At 64.1% G+C, this 21,751-nt stretch carries 18 protein-coding genes; 7 read left to right on the forward strand and 11 right to left on the reverse strand.

Features of this window, described 5'->3' with window-relative positions:
* Window position 1: 1 nt before the first annotated feature.
* Genes ACCD07_RS10715 through tsaB form a run of 4 tightly spaced genes read right to left on the reverse strand, consistent with a single transcriptional unit; the run spans window position 2 to window position 3,018 of the window.
* Complete coding sequence (locus ACCD07_RS10715; protein ID WP_413447328.1) at window positions 2-976, reverse strand: DUF1853 family protein; 975 nt, start codon at window positions 974-976, stop codon at window positions 2-4.
* Window positions 969-1,844: a uracil-DNA glycosylase family protein gene (locus ACCD07_RS10720; RefSeq protein ID WP_413447329.1), complete on the reverse strand. Its 876-nt coding sequence runs from the start codon at window positions 1,842-1,844 to the stop codon at window positions 969-971. The genes ACCD07_RS10715 and ACCD07_RS10720 overlap by 8 nt, the downstream gene beginning before the upstream one ends.
* 5 nt (window positions 1,845-1,849) lie before the next feature.
* Window positions 1,850-2,320 carry a ribosomal protein S18-alanine N-acetyltransferase gene (gene rimI, locus ACCD07_RS10725; RefSeq protein WP_413447330.1) on the reverse strand — a complete coding sequence of 157 codons (471 nt, stop codon included), beginning with the start codon at window positions 2,318-2,320 and terminating at the stop codon, window positions 1,850-1,852.
* Complete coding sequence (tsaB, locus tag ACCD07_RS10730) at window positions 2,317-3,018, reverse strand: tRNA (adenosine(37)-N6)-threonylcarbamoyltransferase complex dimerization subunit type 1 TsaB (protein WP_413447331.1); 702 nt, start codon at window positions 3,016-3,018, stop codon at window positions 2,317-2,319. Before tsaB ends, rimI begins: the two co-directional genes overlap by 4 nt.
* Before the next feature lie 97 nt (window positions 3,019-3,115).
* Here tsaB and ACCD07_RS10735 point away from each other — a divergent pair, with 97 nt between their 5' ends.
* Window positions 3,116-3,544, forward strand: a complete 429-nt coding sequence (locus tag ACCD07_RS10735; protein ID WP_176653859.1) for a thioredoxin family protein — start codon at window positions 3,116-3,118, stop codon at window positions 3,542-3,544.
* 106 nt (window positions 3,545-3,650) lie between these two features.
* Window positions 3,651-4,610, forward strand: a complete 960-nt coding sequence (locus ACCD07_RS10740; protein ID WP_413447332.1) for a dienelactone hydrolase family protein — start codon at window positions 3,651-3,653, stop codon at window positions 4,608-4,610.
* Between the two features lie 4 nt (window positions 4,611-4,614).
* Here the strand turns inward: ACCD07_RS10740 and ACCD07_RS10745 are convergent, their stop codons facing one another.
* The 3 genes from ACCD07_RS10745 to ACCD07_RS10755 are packed head-to-tail and all read right to left on the reverse strand — an operon-like array spanning window position 4,615 to window position 10,783.
* On the reverse strand, window positions 4,615-5,343 hold the full coding sequence (locus ACCD07_RS10745) for an SDR family oxidoreductase (protein ID WP_413447333.1): 729 nt from the start codon (window positions 5,341-5,343) through the stop codon (window positions 4,615-4,617).
* Window positions 5,344-5,371: 28 nt separating this feature from the next.
* Window positions 5,372-7,645 (reverse strand): molybdopterin cofactor-binding domain-containing protein, encoded by a 2,274-nt coding sequence (locus tag ACCD07_RS10750; protein ID WP_413447334.1) that lies wholly within the window; start codon window positions 7,643-7,645, stop codon window positions 5,372-5,374.
* Window positions 7,646-7,663: 18 nt separating this feature from the next.
* Window positions 7,664-10,783 carry an EAL domain-containing protein gene (locus tag ACCD07_RS10755; protein WP_413447335.1) on the reverse strand — a complete coding sequence of 1,040 codons (3,120 nt, stop codon included), beginning with the start codon at window positions 10,781-10,783 and terminating at the stop codon, window positions 7,664-7,666.
* 188 nt (window positions 10,784-10,971) lie between these two features.
* On the opposite strand from ACCD07_RS10755, the gene ACCD07_RS10760 reads away from it, so the two are divergent.
* The gene (locus ACCD07_RS10760; RefSeq protein ID WP_176653854.1) at window positions 10,972-11,481 is read left to right on the forward strand and encodes a DUF1993 family protein; all 510 of its coding nucleotides are present in this window, start codon (window positions 10,972-10,974) and stop codon (window positions 11,479-11,481) included.
* 6 nt (window positions 11,482-11,487) lie between these two features.
* Here ACCD07_RS10760 and ACCD07_RS10765 read toward each other — a convergent pair whose 3' ends face one another.
* Together ACCD07_RS10765 and ACCD07_RS10770 are read right to left on the reverse strand one after the other, a co-directional pair.
* Window positions 11,488-11,679 (reverse strand): DUF1289 domain-containing protein, encoded by a 192-nt coding sequence (locus ACCD07_RS10765; RefSeq protein WP_141753242.1) that lies wholly within the window; start codon window positions 11,677-11,679, stop codon window positions 11,488-11,490.
* Window positions 11,676-12,233 (reverse strand): DUF1415 domain-containing protein, encoded by a 558-nt coding sequence (locus ACCD07_RS10770; protein WP_413447336.1) that lies wholly within the window; start codon window positions 12,231-12,233, stop codon window positions 11,676-11,678. The genes ACCD07_RS10765 and ACCD07_RS10770 overlap by 4 nt, the downstream gene beginning before the upstream one ends.
* Before the next feature lie 228 nt (window positions 12,234-12,461).
* On the opposite strand from ACCD07_RS10770, the gene ACCD07_RS10775 reads away from it, so the two are divergent.
* From ACCD07_RS10775 to ACCD07_RS10785, 3 genes are all read left to right on the forward strand, one after another.
* Window positions 12,462-13,850, forward strand: coding sequence for a transglycosylase SLT domain-containing protein (locus tag ACCD07_RS10775; RefSeq protein ID WP_353402342.1), 1,389 nt, complete (start codon window positions 12,462-12,464; stop codon window positions 13,848-13,850).
* 215 nt (window positions 13,851-14,065) lie between these two features.
* Window positions 14,066-14,857: an enoyl-ACP reductase FabI gene (gene fabI / locus ACCD07_RS10780; RefSeq protein ID WP_413447337.1), complete on the forward strand. Its 792-nt coding sequence runs from the start codon at window positions 14,066-14,068 to the stop codon at window positions 14,855-14,857.
* 160 nt (window positions 14,858-15,017) lie between these two features.
* Window positions 15,018-16,703, forward strand: coding sequence for a methyl-accepting chemotaxis protein (locus tag ACCD07_RS10785; RefSeq protein ID WP_413447338.1), 1,686 nt, complete (start codon window positions 15,018-15,020; stop codon window positions 16,701-16,703).
* A 758-nt stretch (window positions 16,704-17,461) separates the two neighbouring features.
* Here ACCD07_RS10785 and ACCD07_RS10790 read toward each other — a convergent pair.
* Window positions 17,462-18,655, reverse strand: coding sequence for an RHS repeat-associated core domain-containing protein (locus tag ACCD07_RS10790; RefSeq protein ID WP_176653849.1), 1,194 nt, complete (start codon window positions 18,653-18,655; stop codon window positions 17,462-17,464).
* Window positions 18,656-18,908: 253 nt separating this feature from the next.
* Window positions 18,909-20,297: an arginase family protein gene (locus ACCD07_RS10795; RefSeq protein WP_413447339.1), complete on the reverse strand. Its 1,389-nt coding sequence runs from the start codon at window positions 20,295-20,297 to the stop codon at window positions 18,909-18,911.
* Window positions 20,298-20,500: 203 nt separating this feature from the next.
* Between ACCD07_RS10795 and ACCD07_RS10800 the strand changes: the two genes are divergently transcribed.
* The gene (locus ACCD07_RS10800) at window positions 20,501-21,751 is read left to right on the forward strand and encodes an NHLP bacteriocin system secretion protein (protein WP_413447340.1); all 1,251 of its coding nucleotides are present in this window, start codon (window positions 20,501-20,503) and stop codon (window positions 21,749-21,751) included.

The following is a 21,751-nucleotide window of genomic DNA, read 5'->3' on the forward strand; positions in this document are numbered from 1 at the left end:
TCTAGGCCGGCAGCGTCCCGTCCCGGCGGCGCTGCGCGGCTTGAGAGCGCCAGTCGTCCGGGACCACAAAGCCCCGCCGTCGCTCCACCAGCCAATCCCCTTCCTCCCGCAGATCAGCCACCATCACCGGCGCGGCAAGCCGCGCCATGTGCTCGCCCAGCGCGGCCAGCAACTCCTGCTTGTTCATCGCCACGCCATCGGCCCGCATCTTCAGCGGGGCCAGCCAGTGCAGGCGCGGCATGATGGCGTAGCAATCGCCCGCCAGGTCTTCGGCCTGCCGCAGCGTGATCCAGTCGCCATGGCAGTGCGGCTGCGAGATGCCGGACATCGCCGGCGCGCCCTCGCCGCCGGGATAGAACAACCAGCCCTTGACCAGCGCCTGCGCCCGCGCCACCGGCTGCGGCAGCAGCGGCTGCGCGGCCGGATGGCTGGCCAGCGACAACTGCTTGTCGAAGATCTTGCGCATCTTGGCCCCCAGCGTATCGGCCAGGTTGGGGCCGATCAGGCCGTTGAAATCCGCGCCCGCCGAGCCGGCGTCCAGCAGGTAGAACTTGGTGGCGAATTCGATGTGGACCAGGTCGTCGCCGTCGCGCAGCAGGAAGTCGAACTCGCCGACGGTGTCGTTGCGGTTGGCGCGCACCTGCAGGCCGTGCGCCACCAGCTTGCCGTGCTCGGCAAAGTAGAAGGCCATCAGCTTTTCGGCATACAGGCCGAGGCGGGAATAGTGGCGCGTGCCGAGCGCCGCCTCCAACGGGATAGGGTCTTGCTCGAGGGCGGCCAGCCAGTCGGCGGTTTCCGGCGCCATCGCGCCGAGGCTGGCGATGCGGCCCTGCCAGTGCGGCGAGGCCGGGTCGAGCAGATCGGGCGCGTCCAGCAGCCAGGCCAGCGCGCGCACGTGCGGCCGGGTCAGATGGCTCCAGCGCCGCTCGAAACGCGCCTGGTAATTATCGAGCGCGTCGGGCGGCTGGCTAGTCACGGGCTGTCCTGGCAAGGCACAGGTCGGCCCAGGCCTTGGCCTTGTCTTCCGGCTTGCGCAGCAGGTCGTCCGGGTGATAGGTGGCGACCACCGGCAGTTCGCCGGCGCCGTAGCGCATCACCTTGCCGCGCGCGGCCGGGCCCATCATCAGGCCCTTGGCGGCATACTGGCCGAAGGTCATGGCCATCGTCGCGCCGCTCAGCGCCAGCTCGCGTTCGAAGAACGGACGGCAGGCCAGCAGTTCCTCGCCGGACGGCGCGCGGTCCGCACCGTCGGCGCCCGCAGGTCGGCATTTGACCAGGTTGGTCACATACACGTCGGACTCCGGCTTGAGCGCGATCGCCTTCAGCATATTGTCCAGCAGTTGCCCTGCTTCGCCCGCTACCGGCTGCTTGTCTTTCTCGTCCAGGCGCGATGGCGCGGCGATGACGGCGATCCACGACGCGCCGTCGGCGCCGCGTCCGTTGACCGCGTTGCGGCGCGTTTCGCACAGGCCGCAGCGGGTGCAGCTGGCGACGGCGGCCTTCAAGGCCGGCCAGTCCATCGCGGCGATCGCTTCGTCGCTGACCGGCTCCGGGCGTGCCGGTGCCGGCGCCTCGTCGAACCAGGCGGTGGAGTCTTCGTCTTCCGGCGCGGCGACTGCGACTGGCGCTGGCGCTGGAGCGGGGACTGGAGCTGGCGCCATGACGACTTCCGCGACCGGCTCCGGCATCGACGGCGGAACGACAGGCGCAACCGCCACTTCGGCCGGCTCCGGCTCGTCCACCACGAATGTTTCAGGCGCGGCCTCGGCGACGGGCCTGTCGCGCAACGTCCATTGCGCGCCGACGCCCATCTCCTCCAGGAACACCGCACTGCGTACTGTCATCTGACTCATACTTCGAACCGCATAACGATCGCGTCCTCGCGTTGCTGATTGGCGGCTGGGTAATACCCCTTGCGCCGGCCGATATGTTTAAATCCGTAGCGCTCGTAAATCTCCAGCGCCCGCGTATTCGATGGCCGCACTTCCAGCAACACCGACTCCATGCCCAGCCCGCGCGCGCACGCCACGGCCTGGTTCAGCAGGAACCTGCCCAGCCCCTGCCCCTGCTTCTCGGCCGACACCGCCACGTTCAGCAAATGCGCCTCGTCGACGATCGCCATCAGCAGGAAATAACCCAGCAGATCGCCATTCTGGTCGCGCAGCACCCAAGCCTCGTACTGGCTGCTGAGCGAATCGGCAAAATTGGCCGCCGTCCACGGATGCGGATAAACACTTTCCTCCAGCGCCACCACGTCGACCAGGTCGGCCGGCTGCATTGGCTCGTAATTCAGACGTGCCAGATCCCACATTTGCTTCATGCGCCACCTTCAGCGGCTTTGGCGGCCGCCATGTCGCGCCGCTCGGCTTGGGTGTAGGCGATCTTGTTCCGCAAATACAGCGGCTGCGCCTCGGCAGCGGTCACGGTCCTGCCTTCGGCGAAGGCGATCGCGGCCAGCTGCGCGATCTGCGCCGCGTGCGGCATGATGGCGGCATGGCCACCTGCCGGAAACGCCTCGGCATAGGCCGACAAGCCGTTGCCGCAAGCGGCAGGCGCGCCCTGCGGCTGCACGCCGTCCGGCGCCGACAGCGCAGGCGGCAGCACGGCGACCGGCGCGGCGTCGCGATCAAAACGGTATTGCGCCCAATAGACCTCGCCCATGCGCGCGTCGAGCACGGCCAGCACCTCGGGAGCACCTTGCTGCTGATGGCAGGCCAGCGCCATCGCATCCAAGGTCACGACCGGCACCACGGGCAGGTTGCCGCCGAACGCCAGCCCCTGGGCGATGCCGCAGGCCGTGCGCACGCCGGTGAACGAACCGGGGCCGGAACCGAAAGCGATCGCGTCGCAGTCCTTCAGCGCGATGCCGGCCTCGGCCAGCAGTTCCTGGATCATCGGCAGCACCGATTGCGAATGGGTGCGCACGCCCTCGGAGACGCGGCTGATGACGGTTTCGCCCCGCTGCAGGGCGCAGGAGGCTTGTTCGGAAGAGGTTTCAATGGCAAGAATAATAGGCATCCCGTATTTTAACCCGGCGGGCTGGCAGGCGCGACCCCGCGCGGGCATGTAGAATACGCCCATCAGGCGCCGAGGCCGCCGCTAGCAAACCAACACCATGCACAGTTTGACCCTGAATTCCGACAATCGCGAGGAAATCGCCGCCGCGCTGGCGGGCGACCGCTGGATCGTCGCGTGCCTGTGCGCCGCGTGGTGCGGCACCTGCGAATCCTACCGCGCGACGTTCGACGAGGTGGCCTCGCGCCATCCGGACAAGTTCTTCGTCTGGATCGACATCGAAGATCACGCGGACGTGGTGGGCGACCTGGACGTGGAAAACTTCCCCACGCTGCTGATCCAGCATCACGAACTGGTGGCCTTCTTCGGCACCATGCTGCCCGACGCCGGCCTGGCCCACCGCCTGGTGCTGGCCCAGTCGGAACAAAGCGACGAAGAACTCACCCGCCTGGCCGTCAGCAGCGAAGAGCGCATCGAGTGGCAGCGCGACTGCAACCTGCGCACCTTGATGCGCAACGCACTGAACTAATCCAGCCGAGATTAAAAGTGTCATATAATTAATGACAACTAAATAACATCTCAGGCAAAACATGCATAAGGAAGCGATCTTCACGGCACTGCTGCGCACATTGCTGATGAGCGTACTTATCCTTGCGATGCCGACGACGCGTGCCGAGTCCCCCGCCGGCGAGCGCATTACATTCGACAGCTACACCCCGCCGACCATGTTCGACCTGGCTCGCGAACGCCGCCAGAACTGGACGCCGCAAAAAATCTGGGCCGACCTGAAGCTTCCCTCCGCATCGGGGAAAGTGCCGGCCATGATCCTGATGCACGGCAGCGCCGGCGTCGAGGGCAACACGCGGATGTGGGTGGATGCCCTCAACGGCATTGGCGTGGCGACCTTGGTGGTCGACACCTTCGGGCCGCGCGGCATCACCAGCACTGTCGCCGACCAGACCCTGTTGTCGCCGGCCGCCAATCTGATTGACGCGTTCCAGGCGTTGCAATTGCTTGCAGCGGACCCGCGCATCGATGCCGACCGCATCGGCGTGATGGGATTTTCGCGCGGCGGCTCGGTGGCCTTCCGCACCGCCATCGAACCGCTGCGCCACGCGGTGATCAAGTCCGATGTCAAATTCGCGCTGCACATACCGGTGTATGCCGGCTGCAATCAGGTCTACTGGTCGCCGCGCCTGACCGGAGGGCCGATACTAAACCTGCTGGGAGCGGCAGACGACTACACCGGCGCCGAATCGTGCGAGCAGTTGGCGGCACAGTACGAAACCGCCGGCGCCTCGATCCGCACCATCAAATATGCCAACGCTTACCATTCGTTCGATGCAACCTATCCGCTGCATATCCTGCCGAAGGCGCCCAGCGCCATACCCTGCGGCACGGTGCAATGGGATATCGCAAGCTGGACCATCCATTCGGAATTGACCGGTGCCGATCTGGCTTCCGCAGCCCTCCCCGACTTCTTCAAGAAGTGCACCCGATACGGTCTGCACGTCGGCCGCAACACGGCGGCGGCAGTACAGGCGCGCAGCGACGTGCTTGCGTTCGTGCAGCAGGTATTCTTCAACGCCAAATAACGGCCTAGAGATTACGCAAATCGGCGGTCGCCTGGCTGCCGAAATCCGGCCGCAGCAGATAATCGATGACCTCGCGAGCGCAATCTGCCGGAGAGCTCAAGTGACCTTCGGCCTTCAATTGCTCGAAACGCGGGCGCAAGGGGAAACCATCGAGCTCGGCGCCCCTGACCTCGGCCTGCATGTCGGTATCGATGACGCCCGGCGCCAGGCTGCAGATGCGCACGCCGGGAATGGCGTCCGCGACCACAGCGCGGGCATGATGGTCGAGTGCGGCTTTGCTGGCGCAATAGATGCTCCACCCAGGATAAGCCTGCTGCGCGGCGCCCGAAGACAGGTGCAAGATGCGCCGCTGCTTCGCCAGCGGCGTAGCCGCCAGGAAGGCGCTGGTCAGCATCAGCGGCGCGCTGACATTGAGCGCGATGGCCGCGGCGATGGCGTCCGGGGCATGCCGGTCGGCGCGGCCGGTCGGCTGGACGGTGCCCGCATTATTGAGCAACAGCACCTCGTCCTCGCCCTGCAGGAAATCGCCCAGCGCCCCGCTGTCCAGCCAGCGCAATACCGCGCCGCTATCGGCCAGACTCAGCGCCTGCTGCCGCAGCGCCGCGCCGAAGCGTTGCTGCAACGCGGCACTCTCTCCGCGCGCCAAACCCAGCACCGGTATTCCGCGCGACAACAACTCGCCCGCAAGCGCCAGGCCCAGCCCCCGCGAATGACCAGTAACGACAGCTTTCATGCCGACCTCTCTCTAACAAGAATTGAACCTACAGCGTCAGCGGCAAACTGCGCAGGCGCTTGCCCGTCAGTTTAAACACCGCGTTGGCGACGGCAGGCGCGATTGGTGGCGTGGCCGGTTCGCCCATGCCTTCCGGATGCTCGGCGCTCGGCATGATGATGGTTTCCACCTCCGGCGCCTGGTTCATGCGCAGCACGGGATAATCGCCAAAATTGCTTTGCTCGACCTTGCCGTCCTTGATCGTCACCGCGCCGAACAGCGCCGCCGACAGCCCGAACACCACCGCCGACTCAACCTGCTGCGCGATGATGTTCGGATTGACCGCGATCCCGCAATCGACCGCGCACACCACCCGGTGCACCTTGATCTCCGTGCCCTCCACCGACACCTCCGCCACCTGCGCGACGATGGTGCCGAACGACTGGTGCAGCGCCACGCCGTGCGCGCGGCCCTCCGGTGCGGCGCCGGCCTTGGCCACCGCCGCATTCAGTACCGCCAGATGGCGCGGATGCCGCTTCAGCAGGCCGCGCCGGAACTCCACGCTGTCCTTGCCCGCCGCGTGCGCGAGTTCGTCGACAAAGCTCTCCTTGAAAAACGCATTGTGCGAGTGCCCCACCGAACGCCAGTAACCCAATGGCACCGGGCTGTCCACGATCACATGCGCGATGCGCTGGTTCGGAAACTCGTACTGCATGTCGAATTCGCCCTCGGCGGTGGTCTTGTCCGGCCCCCCCGGCGGCAAGCCCAGGTTGCGCTTCATGAACTGGTGCGACACCGATCCACTGGCCGACTTGTTGTCGTAGCCGAGCACATTGCCCGCCGCATCCAGGCTGGCGTTGAAACGCGCCAGCGCCGCCGGGCGATACACATCGTGCGTCATGTCGTCTTCACGCGACCAGATCATCTGCACCGGCACGCCGGCGGAAGCCTTGGCCACCGCCACCACCTGCGCCACCATGTCGACATCGAGCCGGCGGCCGAAACCGCCGCCCAGCATCGTCACCACCAGCACCACATTATCGGTCGAGACGCCGCCAACCTTGGCCGCCGTTTCCACTGCAAATCCTGGCGACTGCGTCGGCGCCCACAGATACACCTTGCCATCCTTGACCTGCGCCGTGCAGTTGACCGGCTCCATCGCCGCATGCGCCAGGTAGGGCGCGCGGTACTCGGCCTTCACCGTCTTGGCGACGCCCGCGGCCTTGCCTTCCACCGCATCCATGTCGCCGGCCTTGTAGTAGGCATGGCCCGACTCCGCATCCAGCCTGGCGGCAAAGTCTGCATAGATCGCGGCGCTGGACAAGCCGGCCTGCGCTCCCGCATTCCATTGCACCTCCAGCGCCAGCGCGGCCTGCCTGGCCTGCCACCAGGTCGACGCCACCACCGCCACACCGGCGCCGGCACCGGTCTTCTCCGGCAGCGCGCTGGAAAAATCGACCACGCGCAGCACGCCCGGCATCTTCAACACCGCATCCTGCTTGACGCTGGCGACAGTCCCGCCGATCACCGGCGACATGCGCACCGCCGCATACACCATGCCGGCAGGCCGCGCGTCGATGCCGAAAGCCGCCGTGCCATTGACCTTGGAAGGCGTATCCCGGCGCGGCTGCGCATGGCCGATCAGCTTGAAATCCTTGGGTGACTTGAGCCGGATCTCGCCCGGCTCGGAAGTGGCGGCGGCAGTGGCCAGCGCGCCATAGGCCAGCCTGCGGCCATCGGCGTGGATCACGAAACCGTCCTCGGTACAGCAGGCGGCGACGCCCACGTTCCATTGTCTGGCCGCCGCCGCGACCAGCATCGCGCGCGCGGAAGCGCCGGCCTCGCGCATCGGCTGCCATGCATCCTTCACGCTGGACGAGCCGCCGGTGATGATCAGCCCCAGCTCGCGCGCCACCTTGCCGACGGTCCAGCTCACCGCAGCCTTCAGGTTGCCGCTGTCGTCCGGGTGGAACGGCAGGCCGTCCTTGAGCATGGCGATATTGCCGAAGATTTTATCGATGGGCGACTGCACCAGCCGCACGGAGGCCAGCGGCACGTCCAGCTCCTCCGCCACCAGCATCGGCAGCGCGGTATGGACGCCCTGCCCCATTTCGCTGCGCGGCATGGCCACGGTGACCATGCCGTCCGCGCCGACGGCGACCCAGCCATTCAAGGCCACCGCGCCGTCGCTCACCGGCAGCGGATGCGAAGCGTTCAAGCGCTGGCGCGCCGGCATCACGCCCCAGCCCACCACCAGCGCGCCAACGGCCGCCACGCCGCCGAAAATAAAACGGCGGCGCGATCCTGTCTTCACTCCGTGCATACCAGTCTCCGGTTTTTATTATTTGTGCCAGCGGTCCAGCATGTCGGCGGCAGCCAGCGGTTTGCTGTAGAAATAGCCCTGCGCCAGATGGCAGCCATGGCGCAGCAGGAACGCCGCCTGCTCTTCCGTCTCCACGCCTTCCGCGATAACGGAAAGATTCATGCTCTTGCCCAGCTGGATAATCGCGATGGCGATCGCCTCGTCGTTGACGTCGGTCGAGATATCCTTGATGAAGGAACGGTCGATCTTCAGCGTCTGCACCGGCAGCTGCTTCAGATAGGCCAGCGACGAGTAGCCGGTGCCGAAATCGTCGATCGCCAGGCCCACGCCGATCGAATGCAGGTCGTTGATGAAGACCATGGCGTCGCCGGTATTCATGATCACCGATTCGGTCACTTCCAGCTGCAGGCGGCCCGGTTCCAGTCCCGTCTCGCGCAGGATGTCGGCCACCATGTTGACGATGCTGCCGCGCTCGAACTGCTTGGCCGACAGGTTGACCGCCATCTTCGGCACGACCAGGCCGGCCTCCTGCCAGCGTATCATCTGGCGGCAGGCTTCTTCCAGCACCCACTTGCCAAGCTGGTTGATGAAGCCCGTGTCCTCGGCCAGCGGAATGAAGCGGATCGGCGGTATCAGGCCCAGTTCCGGATGGTTCCAGCGCACCAGCGCCTCGACGCCGACCAGGCGGCCGGTATCGATTTCCACCTGCGGCTGGTAGTTCAGGAAGATCTCGTCCTTCTCGATCGAACGGCGCAGGAAGGTCTCCAGGCGCAGGCGCTCGACGCCCTCGCCGGTCATCGACGGCGCATAGAAGCTGTAGCCGTTGCGGCCGCGCGCCTTGGCCTGGTACATCGCCACGTCTGCGTTACGGATCAACATGTTCAGGTCGACCGCGTCTTCCGGGAACAGGCTGATGCCGACGCTGCAGGTGACGAACAGCTCGTGCCCGGCCACCATGAACGGCTGCTCGAACATCTGCACCAGCTTCTCGGCGACCTGGCTGGCGCCGAACTCGTTGTCGATATTTTCCAGCAGGACGATGAACTCGTCGCCGCCCAGGCGCGCCAGCGTGTCGCCCTCGCGCAGGCGCTCCTGCAACGCCTTGGCGACCTGCTTGAGCAGCTCGTCGCCGATGTGGTGGCCCAGCGTGTCGTTGACGTTCTTGAAGCGGTCCAGGTCGATGAACAGCAGCGCCAGCTGTTCGCCGTCGCGCGCGGCGCGCTGCAGGGCGTGCTGCAGGCGGTCGTGGAACAGCAAACGGTTCGGCAGCGCCGTCAGCGGATCGTGGTGCGCCAGGTGGTCCAGCTTTTCCTGCGATTCCTTGACCTTGGTGATGTCGCTGAACACGCCGACGTAATGCGTGGTCTCGCCGCGGCTGTCGCGCACCGCGCTCACCGTCAGCCACTCCAGATACAGCTCGCCGTTCTTGCGCTGGTTCCAGATCTCGCCGCGCCAGAAGCCCTTCTCCATCTGCTCCTGCCACATGGCGTCGTAGAATTCCTCGTCGTGGCGGCCGGAGCGCGTCAGCGTGCGGTCGCGGCCCAGCGCCTCGGCCTCGGTGTAGCCGGTGATCTGCGTGAACGCCGGGTTGACGGCGACGATGGTGCCGCTTGCGTCAAGCACCACCACGCCGTCGGCGATGTGCTCGATCACGGTGGCCGACAGGCGCAGCTTCTCCTCGGCCTCCTTGCGCTGCGTGACGTCGGCATACACCCAGATGCTGCCCTCGTTGGCGCGGTTGTGGTCGAGCGCATAGCCGCTGACCATGCACCAGAACAGGCTGCCGTCCTTGCGGCGGTAGTGGCGCTCCTCGTTGAAGTAGTCGCCCTTCGACAGCGACGGGTACTGGCGCGCGCCGGCCGATTCGAAGTCGAAGGAATTGGGGAACACGATCGAGGTGGAGGCGCCGGTCATGGCGCCCGGCTCGTAGCCGAACAGCTCTTCGCAGCGGCGGTTGACCGAGACGATCTGGCGGTTACGCACGAACATCACGCCGAACATCACGTTGTCCAGGATCGCGCTCTGCTCGGCCAGCAGCGCCTCGATGCGCATCTCGTTGTGCTTGCGCTGGCTGATGTCGGAAATGATGCCGTCCACCCAGGGCGCGTTGCCTTCGCCGTCGTGCGGCTGCGGCTGGCCGTTCTCGGCCACCCAGCGTTCATTGCCGGAGGCGTCGAGGATGCGATATTCCACCTCGTACGGTTCGCCATTGTGGATTGCATCGGACACGGCCTGGCGCTGCTTCTCGCGGTCTTCCGGCTCGATCAGGTTGATCCACGAATGCGTGGTGCTGCGCATGAACTGCGCGGCCGAATAGCCGGAGATCTCTTCGATCGCGTCGGAGACGAAGTCGATCGGGCCGTTGGGACGGAAACGGAACACCGCGCCCGGCACCTGCGTGACGATGGTGCGGAAGCGCTCCTCGCGCTGGCCGATGTCCTCGAACAGGCGCTTGATCGCCACCCGCATCTGGTCCAGCTGGCTGGCCAGGCGGCCCAGTTCATCGCTGCCGGTCAGGTCCAGCCGGGTTTCGAAATCGCCGTGCGACAGGCGGTCCGAGAAGCGCATCAGCTTGCGCAGCGGCTTGATCAGCCGGGTATTCAGAAACAGCACGATCAGCAGCAGCGACACCATCAGCTGCGCCGCCAGCACGAACACGTAGGAAATCTGCTTCTCGCGCAGTTCCTGCTGGCTGCGGGCGTCGTCCATCTCGACCATGATGCGGCCGATGCGCTCGCCGCGCACCAGGATCTCGCGCTCGGCGCGGTAGACGTTGCCGGCCGCCTGCCGCGGCGAATGCAGCTTCATGAACTGGGTGTCGGCCTGGCCCACCACCTCCACCTGCAGCACGGAACGGTCGCGCATCACCGACTCAACCAGCGAATGGGCCGATTCGGCGTTCATGTTCCACAGCGATTCCTGCATGCCCAGCGCGAGGATGTCGGCGTTGCGCTGCAGCGATTCCTTCAGCGTCGCGCGCGCCGACTGCTGCTCGTGCACGCCGATCAGCAGGTAGCTGCCGATAATGGCCGGGATCACCAGACCGCCGAACACCACCAGCAGCAGCGCACCGTAGATGGACAGACCGTACAGCGCGCTCAGCCTGGCGCGCATTTTTTGATAGATGGTGCTAGTCATGCACCATCACGGGTAGGTTGGTAAGTTTGCATCGTCAGTCGGTAAGTAAGTGGTAGCGCAAACTTTTTACTATTACTCTTCTAATACTAATCGGAATTATGCACGGAAAATGCATGAAAAATCACGGCCCGAGCAAAAAACCCACAGGCAGGCTATCATCGCGGCTCCATTCAACAGAGGAACCCGCCATGACCACCTTCTCCATGTACTCCGCCTCCATTCCTGTGTTCAAGCAGATCCTCAACAGCCTGCTGGCCATCCTCGACAAAGCCGAGGCCCACGCGACCGAGAAAAAGATCGAACCGAACGCGCTGCTGCAGTTCCGCCTGTTCCCGGACATGCTGCCGTTCACCCGCCAGATCCAGATCGCCTGCGACTTCTCCAAAGGCGCAGCAGCCCGCCTGGGCGGCCTGGAAGTGCCGTCGTACGACGACACCGAAACCACCTTCGCCGAGCTGAAAGCCCGCATCGTCAAGACGCTGGCCTACATCGACAGCGTGCCGCAGGCGGCCATCGAAGGCAGCGAAACGCGCGAAATCACCACCGGCAGCGGCGAAAAGACCAAGCACTTCACCGGCCAGAGCTATCTGTTCCACTACGCACTGCCGCACTTCTTCTTCCACGCCACCACCGCCTACGACATCCTGCGCCACAACGGCCTGGACATCGGCAAGAAGAATTTCATCGGCACTTATTAATATCGGCTAGGTATTCCGGCGCGGGTAACCCTGCGCCAGGATGCGCTGCCACACCAGCTCTTTCTGCTCGGCGCTCATGGATACCCAGTGCGCCACCTCCACCACGCTGCGTCCGCAGCCGCGGCAGATCTCGTCGAACGTGGTCGAACACACCGCCACGCATGGCGTGTCCGGCCGGACCGGCAAATCGCCCATCATTTCACCTGCATCAGCTTGTCCCAGCCGTCGTGGCCGAGGGTGCGCAGGGTGTCGATGTTCTTCTCGAAGATGTCGGCCGCCTCCGGGAATGCCTCCACGGCGCGCTCCACGCTGTCTTCGCGCAGCAGGTGCAGGCTCGGGTACGGCGAGCGGTTGGTGTAGTTCTCGATGTCGTTCTTGTGGGTGTCGGCGAACTGGTAGTCCGGGTGGAAGCTGGCCACCTGCAGGATGCCGTCCAGGTCCATGTCTTCCAGCGCGGCGTCGGCCACGTCCAGGAACTCGTTGTAGTCCTCGAAGTCGGCCAGCACGTTGGGATGGATGATGATGGTCGTGTCGACCTTGTCCGGGTCCGCCTCGGCCAGGTATTCCAGCTCTTCCATCAGCTTTTCCAGCAGCGCCTCCGGCGTATCGGCGTCGCAGACGACATAGCGGATCTGCTGCTTGACATGGACGGCTTTGGCGAACGGACACAGGTTCAGGCCGATCACGGCCTTTTCCACCCAATTGACGGTCTCGGCGATAACGGCGTCGTGATCGATGGCGGGGCTGCTCATATTTCTATTCCTTGGTGAACTACTCAAAGACGAGATTGTACGCATTCTTTGCGCTATCTCATACTTCAGCCAATATGCAGCGATCTGAGCCTTATTTACATAGAATTATTGCATAAAAGAATTAGTCATCCGCCTGACATATTCCTTGACTCGACCGGGCGACCTTCGTACACTCCACGTTTATTCATGGTCCGTCCGATGTTTCACCTTCGGCAACAATGGAAAACTATGCAAGCACGAATTCCTAAATCCGCGGCCCTGGCGGCACTGCTGGCGCTGATGGCGCCGGCGATCAGCCAGGCCCGCGATATGGCGCTGGAGCTGCCGCCGGCGGCGACCACGCCGCTGTCTCCCCTGCCCAAACCTCCCGCCCTCGACGTTTCCTCCCTGAAAATCAACAAACCGGCAAAGCTTGCCGACGATGATGCTTTCCGCGAGAAAGACGTGTGGGGCCGCATCCGCAGCGGCTACGCCATTCCGGATATTAATAACGAGCTGGTCGGCAAGCACGTGACCTGGTACGCCACCCGCCCCGACTACATCGCCCGCACCACGGCGCGCGCCTCGCGCTACCTGTTCCACGTCGTCACCGAACTGGAAAAGCGCGGCATGCCGACCGAGCTGGCGCTGCTGCCGTTCATCGAGTCCGCGTTCAACCCGCAAGCGCTGTCGAGCGCCAACGCGGCCGGCATGTGGCAGTTCGTGCCGGGCACCGGCCGCGATTTCAACCTGAAGCAGGACGCCTTCAAGGACGAGCGCCGCGGCATCCTGGCCTCGACCGACGCCGCCCTGACCTACCTGCAGCGCCTGTATGACATGTTCGGCGACTGGCAACTGGCGCTGGCCGCCTACAACTGGGGCGAAGGCTCGGTGCAGAAAGCCATCAAGCGCAACCAGGCCGCCGGCAAGCCGACCGATTTCGAAAGCCTGGCCGAGCTGATGCCGGCCGAAACCCGCAACTACGTGCCCAAGCTGCAGGCGGTGAAGAACATCATCGCCAATCCGGCCCAGTTCGGCCTGAGCCTGCCGGCCATCGACAACACCCCCTACTTCACCGCCGTCGACAAGACCAGCGACATCGACCTGACCATCGCCGCCCACCTGGCCGAGCTGTCGGTCGACGAGTTCAAGGCGCTGAACCCGCAGTTCAAGCGCCCGGTCATCACCGGCGACGAACAGACCAAGATCCTGCTGCCGAAGGAAAACGCCGACAAGTTCCACCTGAACCTGGCGCAATGGGGCAAGGAACTGTCGACCTGGACCACGCACAAGATCACCAGCGCCCGCGAAAGCATCGGCACCCTGGCGTCGCGCTTCCACACCACGCCGGAAGTGCTGCGCCAGGCCAACAATATCCCGCAGAAATCGCTGCTGAAGGCCGGTTCGACGATCCTGGTGCCGAAAATCTCCACCTCGGCCAGCGTCGACATCTCGCCGGAAGTCGAGCGCAACGCCACGGTCGCGTTTGAAGCCGAGCGCGAGCGCACCACCGGCAAATCGGGCTACAAGCTGGCCAAGGGCGGCAAATCCGCCAAATCCAGCCCTGTGGCGCTGGTCAAGGCCCACGTGTCGCGCGACGCCGCCAAGGGCAAATCCCGCCACAAGAAAGACAACTGACCCCCGCTGAGCCCGCGCCGCCGCCGTCGGCGCGCGCGGAACCGGGGCTGCGGCTGCGATCAAAGGTTGCAGTCGCGGCTCAGTCGCCCTACAATCTTGGTCTTGCAGCGGCCGGCAACGGGCCTCTCACACTAACAACAACCCCACTGACGTCGCCAGCCAGCTTAGCAATCCACTAAGGCAAGCCCGGGCGCGCAGTTGCAATCGGAGTCACTATGGCGTTCTTGCAAGGCAAAAAAATCCTCATCACTGGTTTGCTGTCGAACCGTTCCATCGCTTACGGTATCGCCAAGGCCTGCCATCGCGAAGGCGCCGAACTGGCGTTCACCTACGTCGGCGAACGCTTCAAAGACCGCATCACCGAATTCGCCGCCGAATTCGGCAGCAGCCTGGTGTATGACTGCGACGTCGGCAGCGACGAACAGATCGACGCGCTGTTCGCCGACCTGGGCAAGAGCTGGTCGCAGCTGGACGGCCTGGTGCACGCGATCGGCTTCGCGCCGCGCGAAGCCATCGCCGGCGAGTTCCTGGACGGCCTGAGCCGCGAGAACTTCCGCATCGCCCACGACATCTCGGCCTACAGCTTCCCGGCGATGGCCAAGGCCGCGCTGCCGCTGCTGAAGGAAGGCTCGTCGCTGCTGACCCTGTCCTACCTGGGCGCGGTCCGTGCCATCCCTTACTACAACACCATGGGCCTGGCCAAGGCGTCGCTGGAAGCGTCGGTACGCTACCTGGCGGAAAACCTGGGCAAGCTGGGCATTCGCGCCAACGGCATCTCCGCCGGCCCGATCAAGACCCTGGCCGCCTCCGGCATCAAGGACTTCGGCAAGCTGCTGGGCTTTGCCTCGTCGCACGCGCCGCTGCGCCGCAACGTCACCATCGAAGAAGTGGGCAACACCGCCGCCTTCATGCTGTCGGACCTGGCCTCGGGCATCACCGGCGAAATCACCTATGTCGACGGCGGCTTCTCGCACGTCATGGGCCTGAACGCGGAAGACTACACCTGACCGCGTACGCCGTATCGCATCCAAGGCGCCTGCGGGCGCCTTTTTTTGTTAACCACGGGTAAGGATATCCTTATAGGCATCTCAGCCTCAGCCGCTGCCATCAACGCGATTTCTTTGCTATTCTTCAACAAATACGTAAGTTCACCGAAGGAGGCGCAGCATGCTGGAGAGATTGAACGTCAAGACGCGTTTTTTCGTATTAATCGGCTGTTTCGTGGCCGGCTTCGCGATCTACGGAAGCTGGTCGTTCAAGATCCTCAGTGAAATCAAGGTCAACGGGCCGATCTACGACCGCATCGTGCAAAGCAAGGACTTGATCGCCGACATCCTTCCTCCGCCGGAATACATCATCGAATCCTATATGGTATGCCTGCAAATGGCGGCCACCGAGGACAAAGGCGCGCAGCAGAAGCTGGCGGAGCGCCTGAAGGAACTCAAGAACGACTACGATACGCGGCATGCCTACTGGGCCCAGCAGCCGCTGGAACCCGAACTGAAACAAACCATGCTGGAGCGGGCGCACGAGCCTGCGATGGCGTTCTATCAGACCGCGTTCGACACGTATGTCCCCGCGCTGATGAAGCAGGACAAGGATGCCGCCGCGGCGGCGATGACGCGGCTGGGCAGCCTCTATGAAACGCACCGCAAGGTCATCGACCAACTGGTTCAGATGGCCACCAAGCGCTCCGAAACCGACGAGGCGTCGGCGCGCGAACGCATCGCCACCGCCGCCTGGCAGAGCGCCTTGATTTTGGCGGCCACCCTGGCCACCAGCGTGGTCGTGACGGAGATCATCACGCGCGGCCTGCGCAGGCAACTGGGCGGCGAGCCGGCGCTGGCCGCCGAGATCGCCAACCGCATCGCGGCCGGCGATCTGACGGTCGAAGTGGCAACGGCACCCGGCGATGAATCGAGCCTGCTGCACGCGATGCGCGACATGCGCGACAAGCTGGCCCAGATCGTCACCCAGGCGCGCCAGGGCACCGACGCCATCGCCTCCGCCTCCGGCCAGATCGCCTCGGGCAACCTCGATCTGTCGTCCCGCACCGCGCAGCAAGCCGGCTCGCTGGAGGAAACCGCCACCTCGATCGAGGCGCTCAACGACACCGTGCACCGCAACGCTGAAAACACGCGGCGGGCCAACGCGATGGCGGTGTCCGCGTCCGACGTGGCGGCCAGGGGCGGCGCCGTGGTGGCACAAGTGGTCGACACCATGGGCTCGATCAACAATTCGTCGCGCAAGATCGCCGACATCATCGGCGTGATCGACGGCATCGCCTTCCAGACCAATATCCTGGCGCTGAACGCGGCGGTCGAGGCGGCGCGCGCCGGCGAACAGGGACGCGGCTTTGCCGTGGTGGCGACCGAGGTGCGCAACCTGGCCCAGCGCAGCGCGGCGGCGGCCAAGGAAATCAAGGCCCTGATCGACGACTCGGTGCAGCAGGTCGACGCCGGCGCCAGGCTGGTCGATCAGGCCGGCGCGACCATGTCCGAGATCGTCGCCAGTGTCCAGCGCGTGACCGACATCATGGGAGAAATCGCCTCGGCCACCGACGAGCAGACCTCGGGCATCGCCCAGATCGGCCAGGCCGTCAATCAGATGGACCAGGCGACACAGCAAAACGCCGCGCTGGTGGAGGAAGCCGGCGCGGCGGCCCACTCGCTGCACGACCAGGCCAGCGAACTGGCGCAGGTGGTCAGCGTGTTCAAACTGAGCGCTCAGCCTGCGGCCGCGCGCTCCATGGCGGAGGTGAAACCATTGGTCCGGCCTCGTACCGAGGCCAAGCGACCGGCGCCGGTGGCCATCACGCAGCAAATGACGTCGTCGCACCGAACACGGCTGTGACAGCACAGGCACTACCGCAATTTTCACTCAGAGTTGCAACTTGACGAAAAAAATCGGCGAGTCCGAAAACGAACTCGCCGACGCGACAGGATGATTCGTCGTCAGAGGCTAGTTGCGCTTATTTGCTCTCCATATTTTCCAGACTTGTATCGCCATTGGTACGGCATAGATTAAAACAACCGAAAGGGGCAACATGGCAAGCCCCACTGAATTACGAAGGCGTGCTGGGCCCGACGAACCAAAATACAGGAGGAAACCGAACACAGCCCCTGCGAAGGCGCCCGTGGCCACAAATTTAAGCAACGCCACTATCAACTCTCTCATCACAATCCCCTTCAATGCCAACCAAGACCACCGGGACTATTGCGCAGCTCCCAGCGGGGTAATGCCATCATCGACCAAGTCATCACCACATTCCAGACGTCGCTGAGCAGACGCTTACCACCACCTTGACGGAAATGCCGTAAAAATAAAATCGGCGAGCCCGAATACGAACTCGCCGACGTGACAGGCCGATTCGCCGTCAGAGACTAGTTGTGCTTATTTGCTCTCCATATTTTCCAGATTTGTCTCGCCATTGAAGCGCCATAGATCAAGAAAGCCGAAAGGGGAAGCATAGCAAATCCTACTGAATTACGAAGGCGTCCCGGGCCCGAAGAGCTGAAATACACGGAGAAACCGATCATCGCTCCTAGGAACAAGCCTATTGCCACAAATTTGAGCAACCCAATTATCAAATCTCGTATCATGATTTTTCCTTAATGCCAACCAGGGCCATTGGGAAGATCACTGAACCCACTCAGGTTTCCGAGAAAATTCGATGAAGAGACGCCAATAGCATTCATATTTGGAGCCAAGGTAGAATTGGCGGGGCTATATCCCAATCCCTTGCCAAGGCTCAGCAAGTTACTTCTATTCAATCCAGCCTGCAAGCCAACTCCGATATTAGCGGCCATTTGCCCGACTGCTCCTCCTACGGCCCCCAGCATAGCATTTCGGACAAAGTTGGCGGCCTGGCCTTTGCCTGCAGGGTCGCAGCCAAGCAGATTACTTGCAGTTTGGGTCGCCATACCTATTCCGCCGTTAAAAATAGCCCCAGCAAGCGCGCTTTTCGCAACGGAAGTGGTGACGGCACCAACCCATGCGCCGGAAGCACCGGAAAGCGCCCCGCCAGCGGTGTTGACGAGAACAACGCCCCAGTTGATTGGAGCATCGCCGTTTAGTTGCTGAATCAGATTGGTACCGCCTCCGAATAGTCCACCTACAACCGCGCCGAAGCACCACGGGCAGTTACCTGTAGGGTCCGTCACGCTCACCGGATTGCCATTGACATACGCATAGGTGTTTACACCGGCCGCGATGCCAAGTGGATCGCTCTGGATGTAGCGCTTTACGGCCGGATCATAATAACGATTCCAGTTGTACCACAGGCTGGACTCCGAATCATAATATTGTCCAGGGAAACCGATATTCATCCCGCCGATGGTATTGACCACAACGGTGCGATCAAACGCCGTGTTGTTTGCGCGCCAAACGACAGCGCCGGCAGTACTAGTCAGTACTTCTGGACGTCCGAGCTGATCTGAATGGACCGCGTAAAACGTGCCGCTACGAGCGACGCCGATCAGCAAACCTTCCAACCAAACATAGCTGGTGGGAGTTGCACCATTCTCGTAGATCAGATGTCCTTGCTCATCGTAAATATACCGGTTTGTGCCCTTGAGAACACGTTGATTCAGAGCATTAGTTGAGTATGTCGTCGTCACACCAGCAACGGTCATCGTTTGTGTACGATCAAAAGTGTCATAGGTGATGCCGTGAGTTCCGTCATTTAGCACATTGCCGATACCATCATAAGAATAGCTCCGCGAAACTCCCCCGCTGACCGAGTCGATCCGGTTACTTTGCGAATTTAGAACAATAGTGCTCGATACACCGGCCCTGCTGCTCACCGTAGGGTTACCGGCAAGGTCCCAGGTAATGCTCTGATTATCGCTAGAGCGCGTTATGCTAGGCTTGCGAGGAGGAGGACTGCGGGGCAATCAGCTTTTACGACTCAGGCAAGCCTAGGCGGGAAGGCCAGAATTTTTGGCCGACGGCGCGCACCTACCCCGAACACAAGTGTGTGAGCCAAGTAACTTTGCCATGGGAAGCCGTGGAATCGTCCCTTTCCAACCCAGGCCGCCAGCTGGTGCGACGGTTAACCTAAAGCGGCATCCGCGCGTCGATCGGCGTTTCGCAATAAGCGGCGATCGATGGCAGCGCGCGCAGGCGCCGCACCAAGTCAGGCCACGGTTGCGCCCACACTTGCGGATACAGGCGCTCGCCGTCCGTCACCACCGGGAACGCCAGGTTTTCATGGCCGGGGGTGAACTCGCAATGGACGGTGGCCTTGTTGCCGCGCGCGTCGCAGCGGTACCAGCCGCCCTCCTTCAGCCACACCGCGACCAGCGCGTGCGTGCAAAACGGCGAGCCGGCGTCACGCAGCGTCAGGCGCTGGTAGCACAGGCCCGCCGGGATGCCGTTGGCACGCAGCAGCGCCACCAGCAGGTGGCTCTTGGCGATGCACAGGCCGGTGCCCAGCGCCAGCGCCTCGGAGGCGTTGACGCTGACCTCGTCGCGCTTGAAATCGATGCTGTGCTGGATACGGTCGCGTACCCATTCGAAGCAGCGGCGCGCCGTCGCCTCCGGCGTATCCGCCGCCAAGGTGCGCGCCAGCGCGGCCACGTCGGGATGGTGGAAATCGATTACGTCGCTGACCGCCAGGTAGTCGTCGGCCAGCAGGCGCCTAATGACCGGCTCCAGGCTGTCGATCAGCGGCCCGGGCGATACCGGCGCCCCGCCCGCTTCCCACGCGTCTTGAAATTCCGCGATTTCCAGGCCGACGATCTCCACCTCCGCCAGCACGGTGCCCGCCGCATGCAGGTCTTCCAGGCTGAGGCCGTGATCGCAGCGATATTCGGTGGGCACGATGCCCGGCTCGAGCACGTCGCAATCCAGGTGGATGTACACCGGCCGGCCGGTGACCGCGGCGCGCAGTTCGGCGGCCAGGTTCGGCCCCGGCGCGATATGCCTGACCGCCCCGCCGTCGATCAGTGCCTGCTCGGCCGGGTCGATGTCGCGCTGGCCGACCAGGATCACGTTCGACAAGGCCAGGCCGGCGCCCAGGCCGGAATCCCACAAGCCCAGCGGCCCGGACAGCGCCATCCCGCCCAGGTAGCCGCTGCCGGTGGTGGCCGGCGTGTTCAGGTCCGCATGGGCGTCGAACCACACCACGCAGGCATCCGGCCGGTGCGCGGCGACGGCAGGCAAGGTGGCCAGCGACGCGGAACAGCGACTGGACGCGGTCAGCGGGCGCCTGCCCTGCGCCATCAAAAGGTTGAAGTGCGCGCTTATCGCCGTCAGCTCGGGCAGCGCCGCGTCCAGCTCCACTTTCCAGTCCGCGCCGATGGCAGGCCGGGGATGGCCGAGCAGCACGGGCGCCAGTGCCAGCCGCTCGCCCAGCAGCGCGCCCAGCGACCTGGCGCCTGCGATGGCCAGGTCGTTGCGATCGCCGACCCTGGCCTGGACGATGGAAAGTGCGATATTGCTCATGCAAATGCTCCTGAAGATGGACATCGAAACCGATGCCGGAATAATAACGGTTTCGCCCGCAGCCTGCCTGCAAGCCGGTGAGCGATGTAATGGAGCAACGAGTTATTGCTTATGAGATATCTTTCCGGTCGAAAAAACGTTATACTTTTACTCTTAGTCATTAGGTAAACAACAGTACCGTGGGCGCGAACCGGAATCCGTCGTTGGAACGCTTGATCTCGCCCGACCGCGCGGATGTCTTGCCGTCGGTAAATCACCCGCCCAAGCGCCTGTTCGTTGCCGGCGCGCTGATCCTGCTGCTGCTCTGCTGCGCCTGGCTGGTGTTCGGCGTCGTCGACACCCGCATCAAGGGCCGCTGCCTGCTGCTGTCGCCGCAGGGCGTCGACAACATCGCCAGCGCCGTCGACGGCCGCGTCGAGGGCATCGCCATCCGCCCCGGCGACAGCGTCGCCGCCGGCCAACTGCTGGCCACCATCTCCCGTCCCGAATTCGACACCCGCCTGCGCAAGGCCGAAGCGCGGCTGGCCGAACTGCGCCGCCGCAGCGACGCCGCCGCACCGGTCATCGCCCGCAGCCTGCAACTGGGCCGCAACGGCGTCGCCAGCGAACAGGCCACCGTGGCCGAACGCCTGCGCACGCTGACCGAGCGCCAGCAACTGGCGGCCAAACGCCTGCAGGGGCAGCAATCGTTGTTCGAGCAAGGCCTGTCGACCCGGCAGTCGCTGCTGTCGGCGCAGGACCAGGTCGACAAGCTGGCGATCGAGCAGGCCGGCCTGCAAAGCCGCGCCAAGCAGCTGGACTTCCAGGCGCAGGAGGAACAGCGCAACCTGAACGGCGAGTCCGGCCAGCTGGCGCTGCAAGTGGCCGAGGCGGAGCGCGAACTGGCGCAACTGCAGCTCCAGCAGCGCGAACTGATGCAGGTGCGCGCGCCGCACGCCGGCACCGTCATCGAGCTGAAGACCCGCAACGGCCTGGCGCTGCCGGCCGGCGGCGACATCGCCTCGATCGAGCTGGCCAACGGCGGCAATGGCGGCAACGGCAGCAAACTGCCACCGCCGTTGTCGGCGCTGATCTTCGTCCACGCCGCCGACGGCAAGCTGCTGCAGGCAGGCATGAGCGCGGAGATCACGCCGACCAACGTCAAGCGCCAGGAGTTCGGCTTCATCCGCGCGCAGATCGGCGCCGTGTCGGCCTTCCCCGCCAGCCGCGAGGCGATCAACCAGCGCCTCAACAATCCGGACGTGGTCAAGGAACTGGCCGGCGACGGCGTCAGCACGCAGATCCAGTCCGCGCTGCTGCGCCGGCCCGACGGCAACTACGCCTGGTCCGGCGCCGCGCGCCAGCCGCCGGACGTGCGCAGCGGGTCGATGTGCAGCGCCGAGATCGTGGTGCGCGAACAGCATCCGATCGAATTCGTCTGGCCGCTGATCAAAAAACTGACGGGGACCAGCTGA

The sequence above is a fragment of the Duganella sp. Dugasp56 genome (assembly GCF_047304105.1).
GTDB classification, from domain to species: Bacteria; Pseudomonadota; Gammaproteobacteria; order Burkholderiales; family Burkholderiaceae_D; genus Rugamonas; species Rugamonas hordei.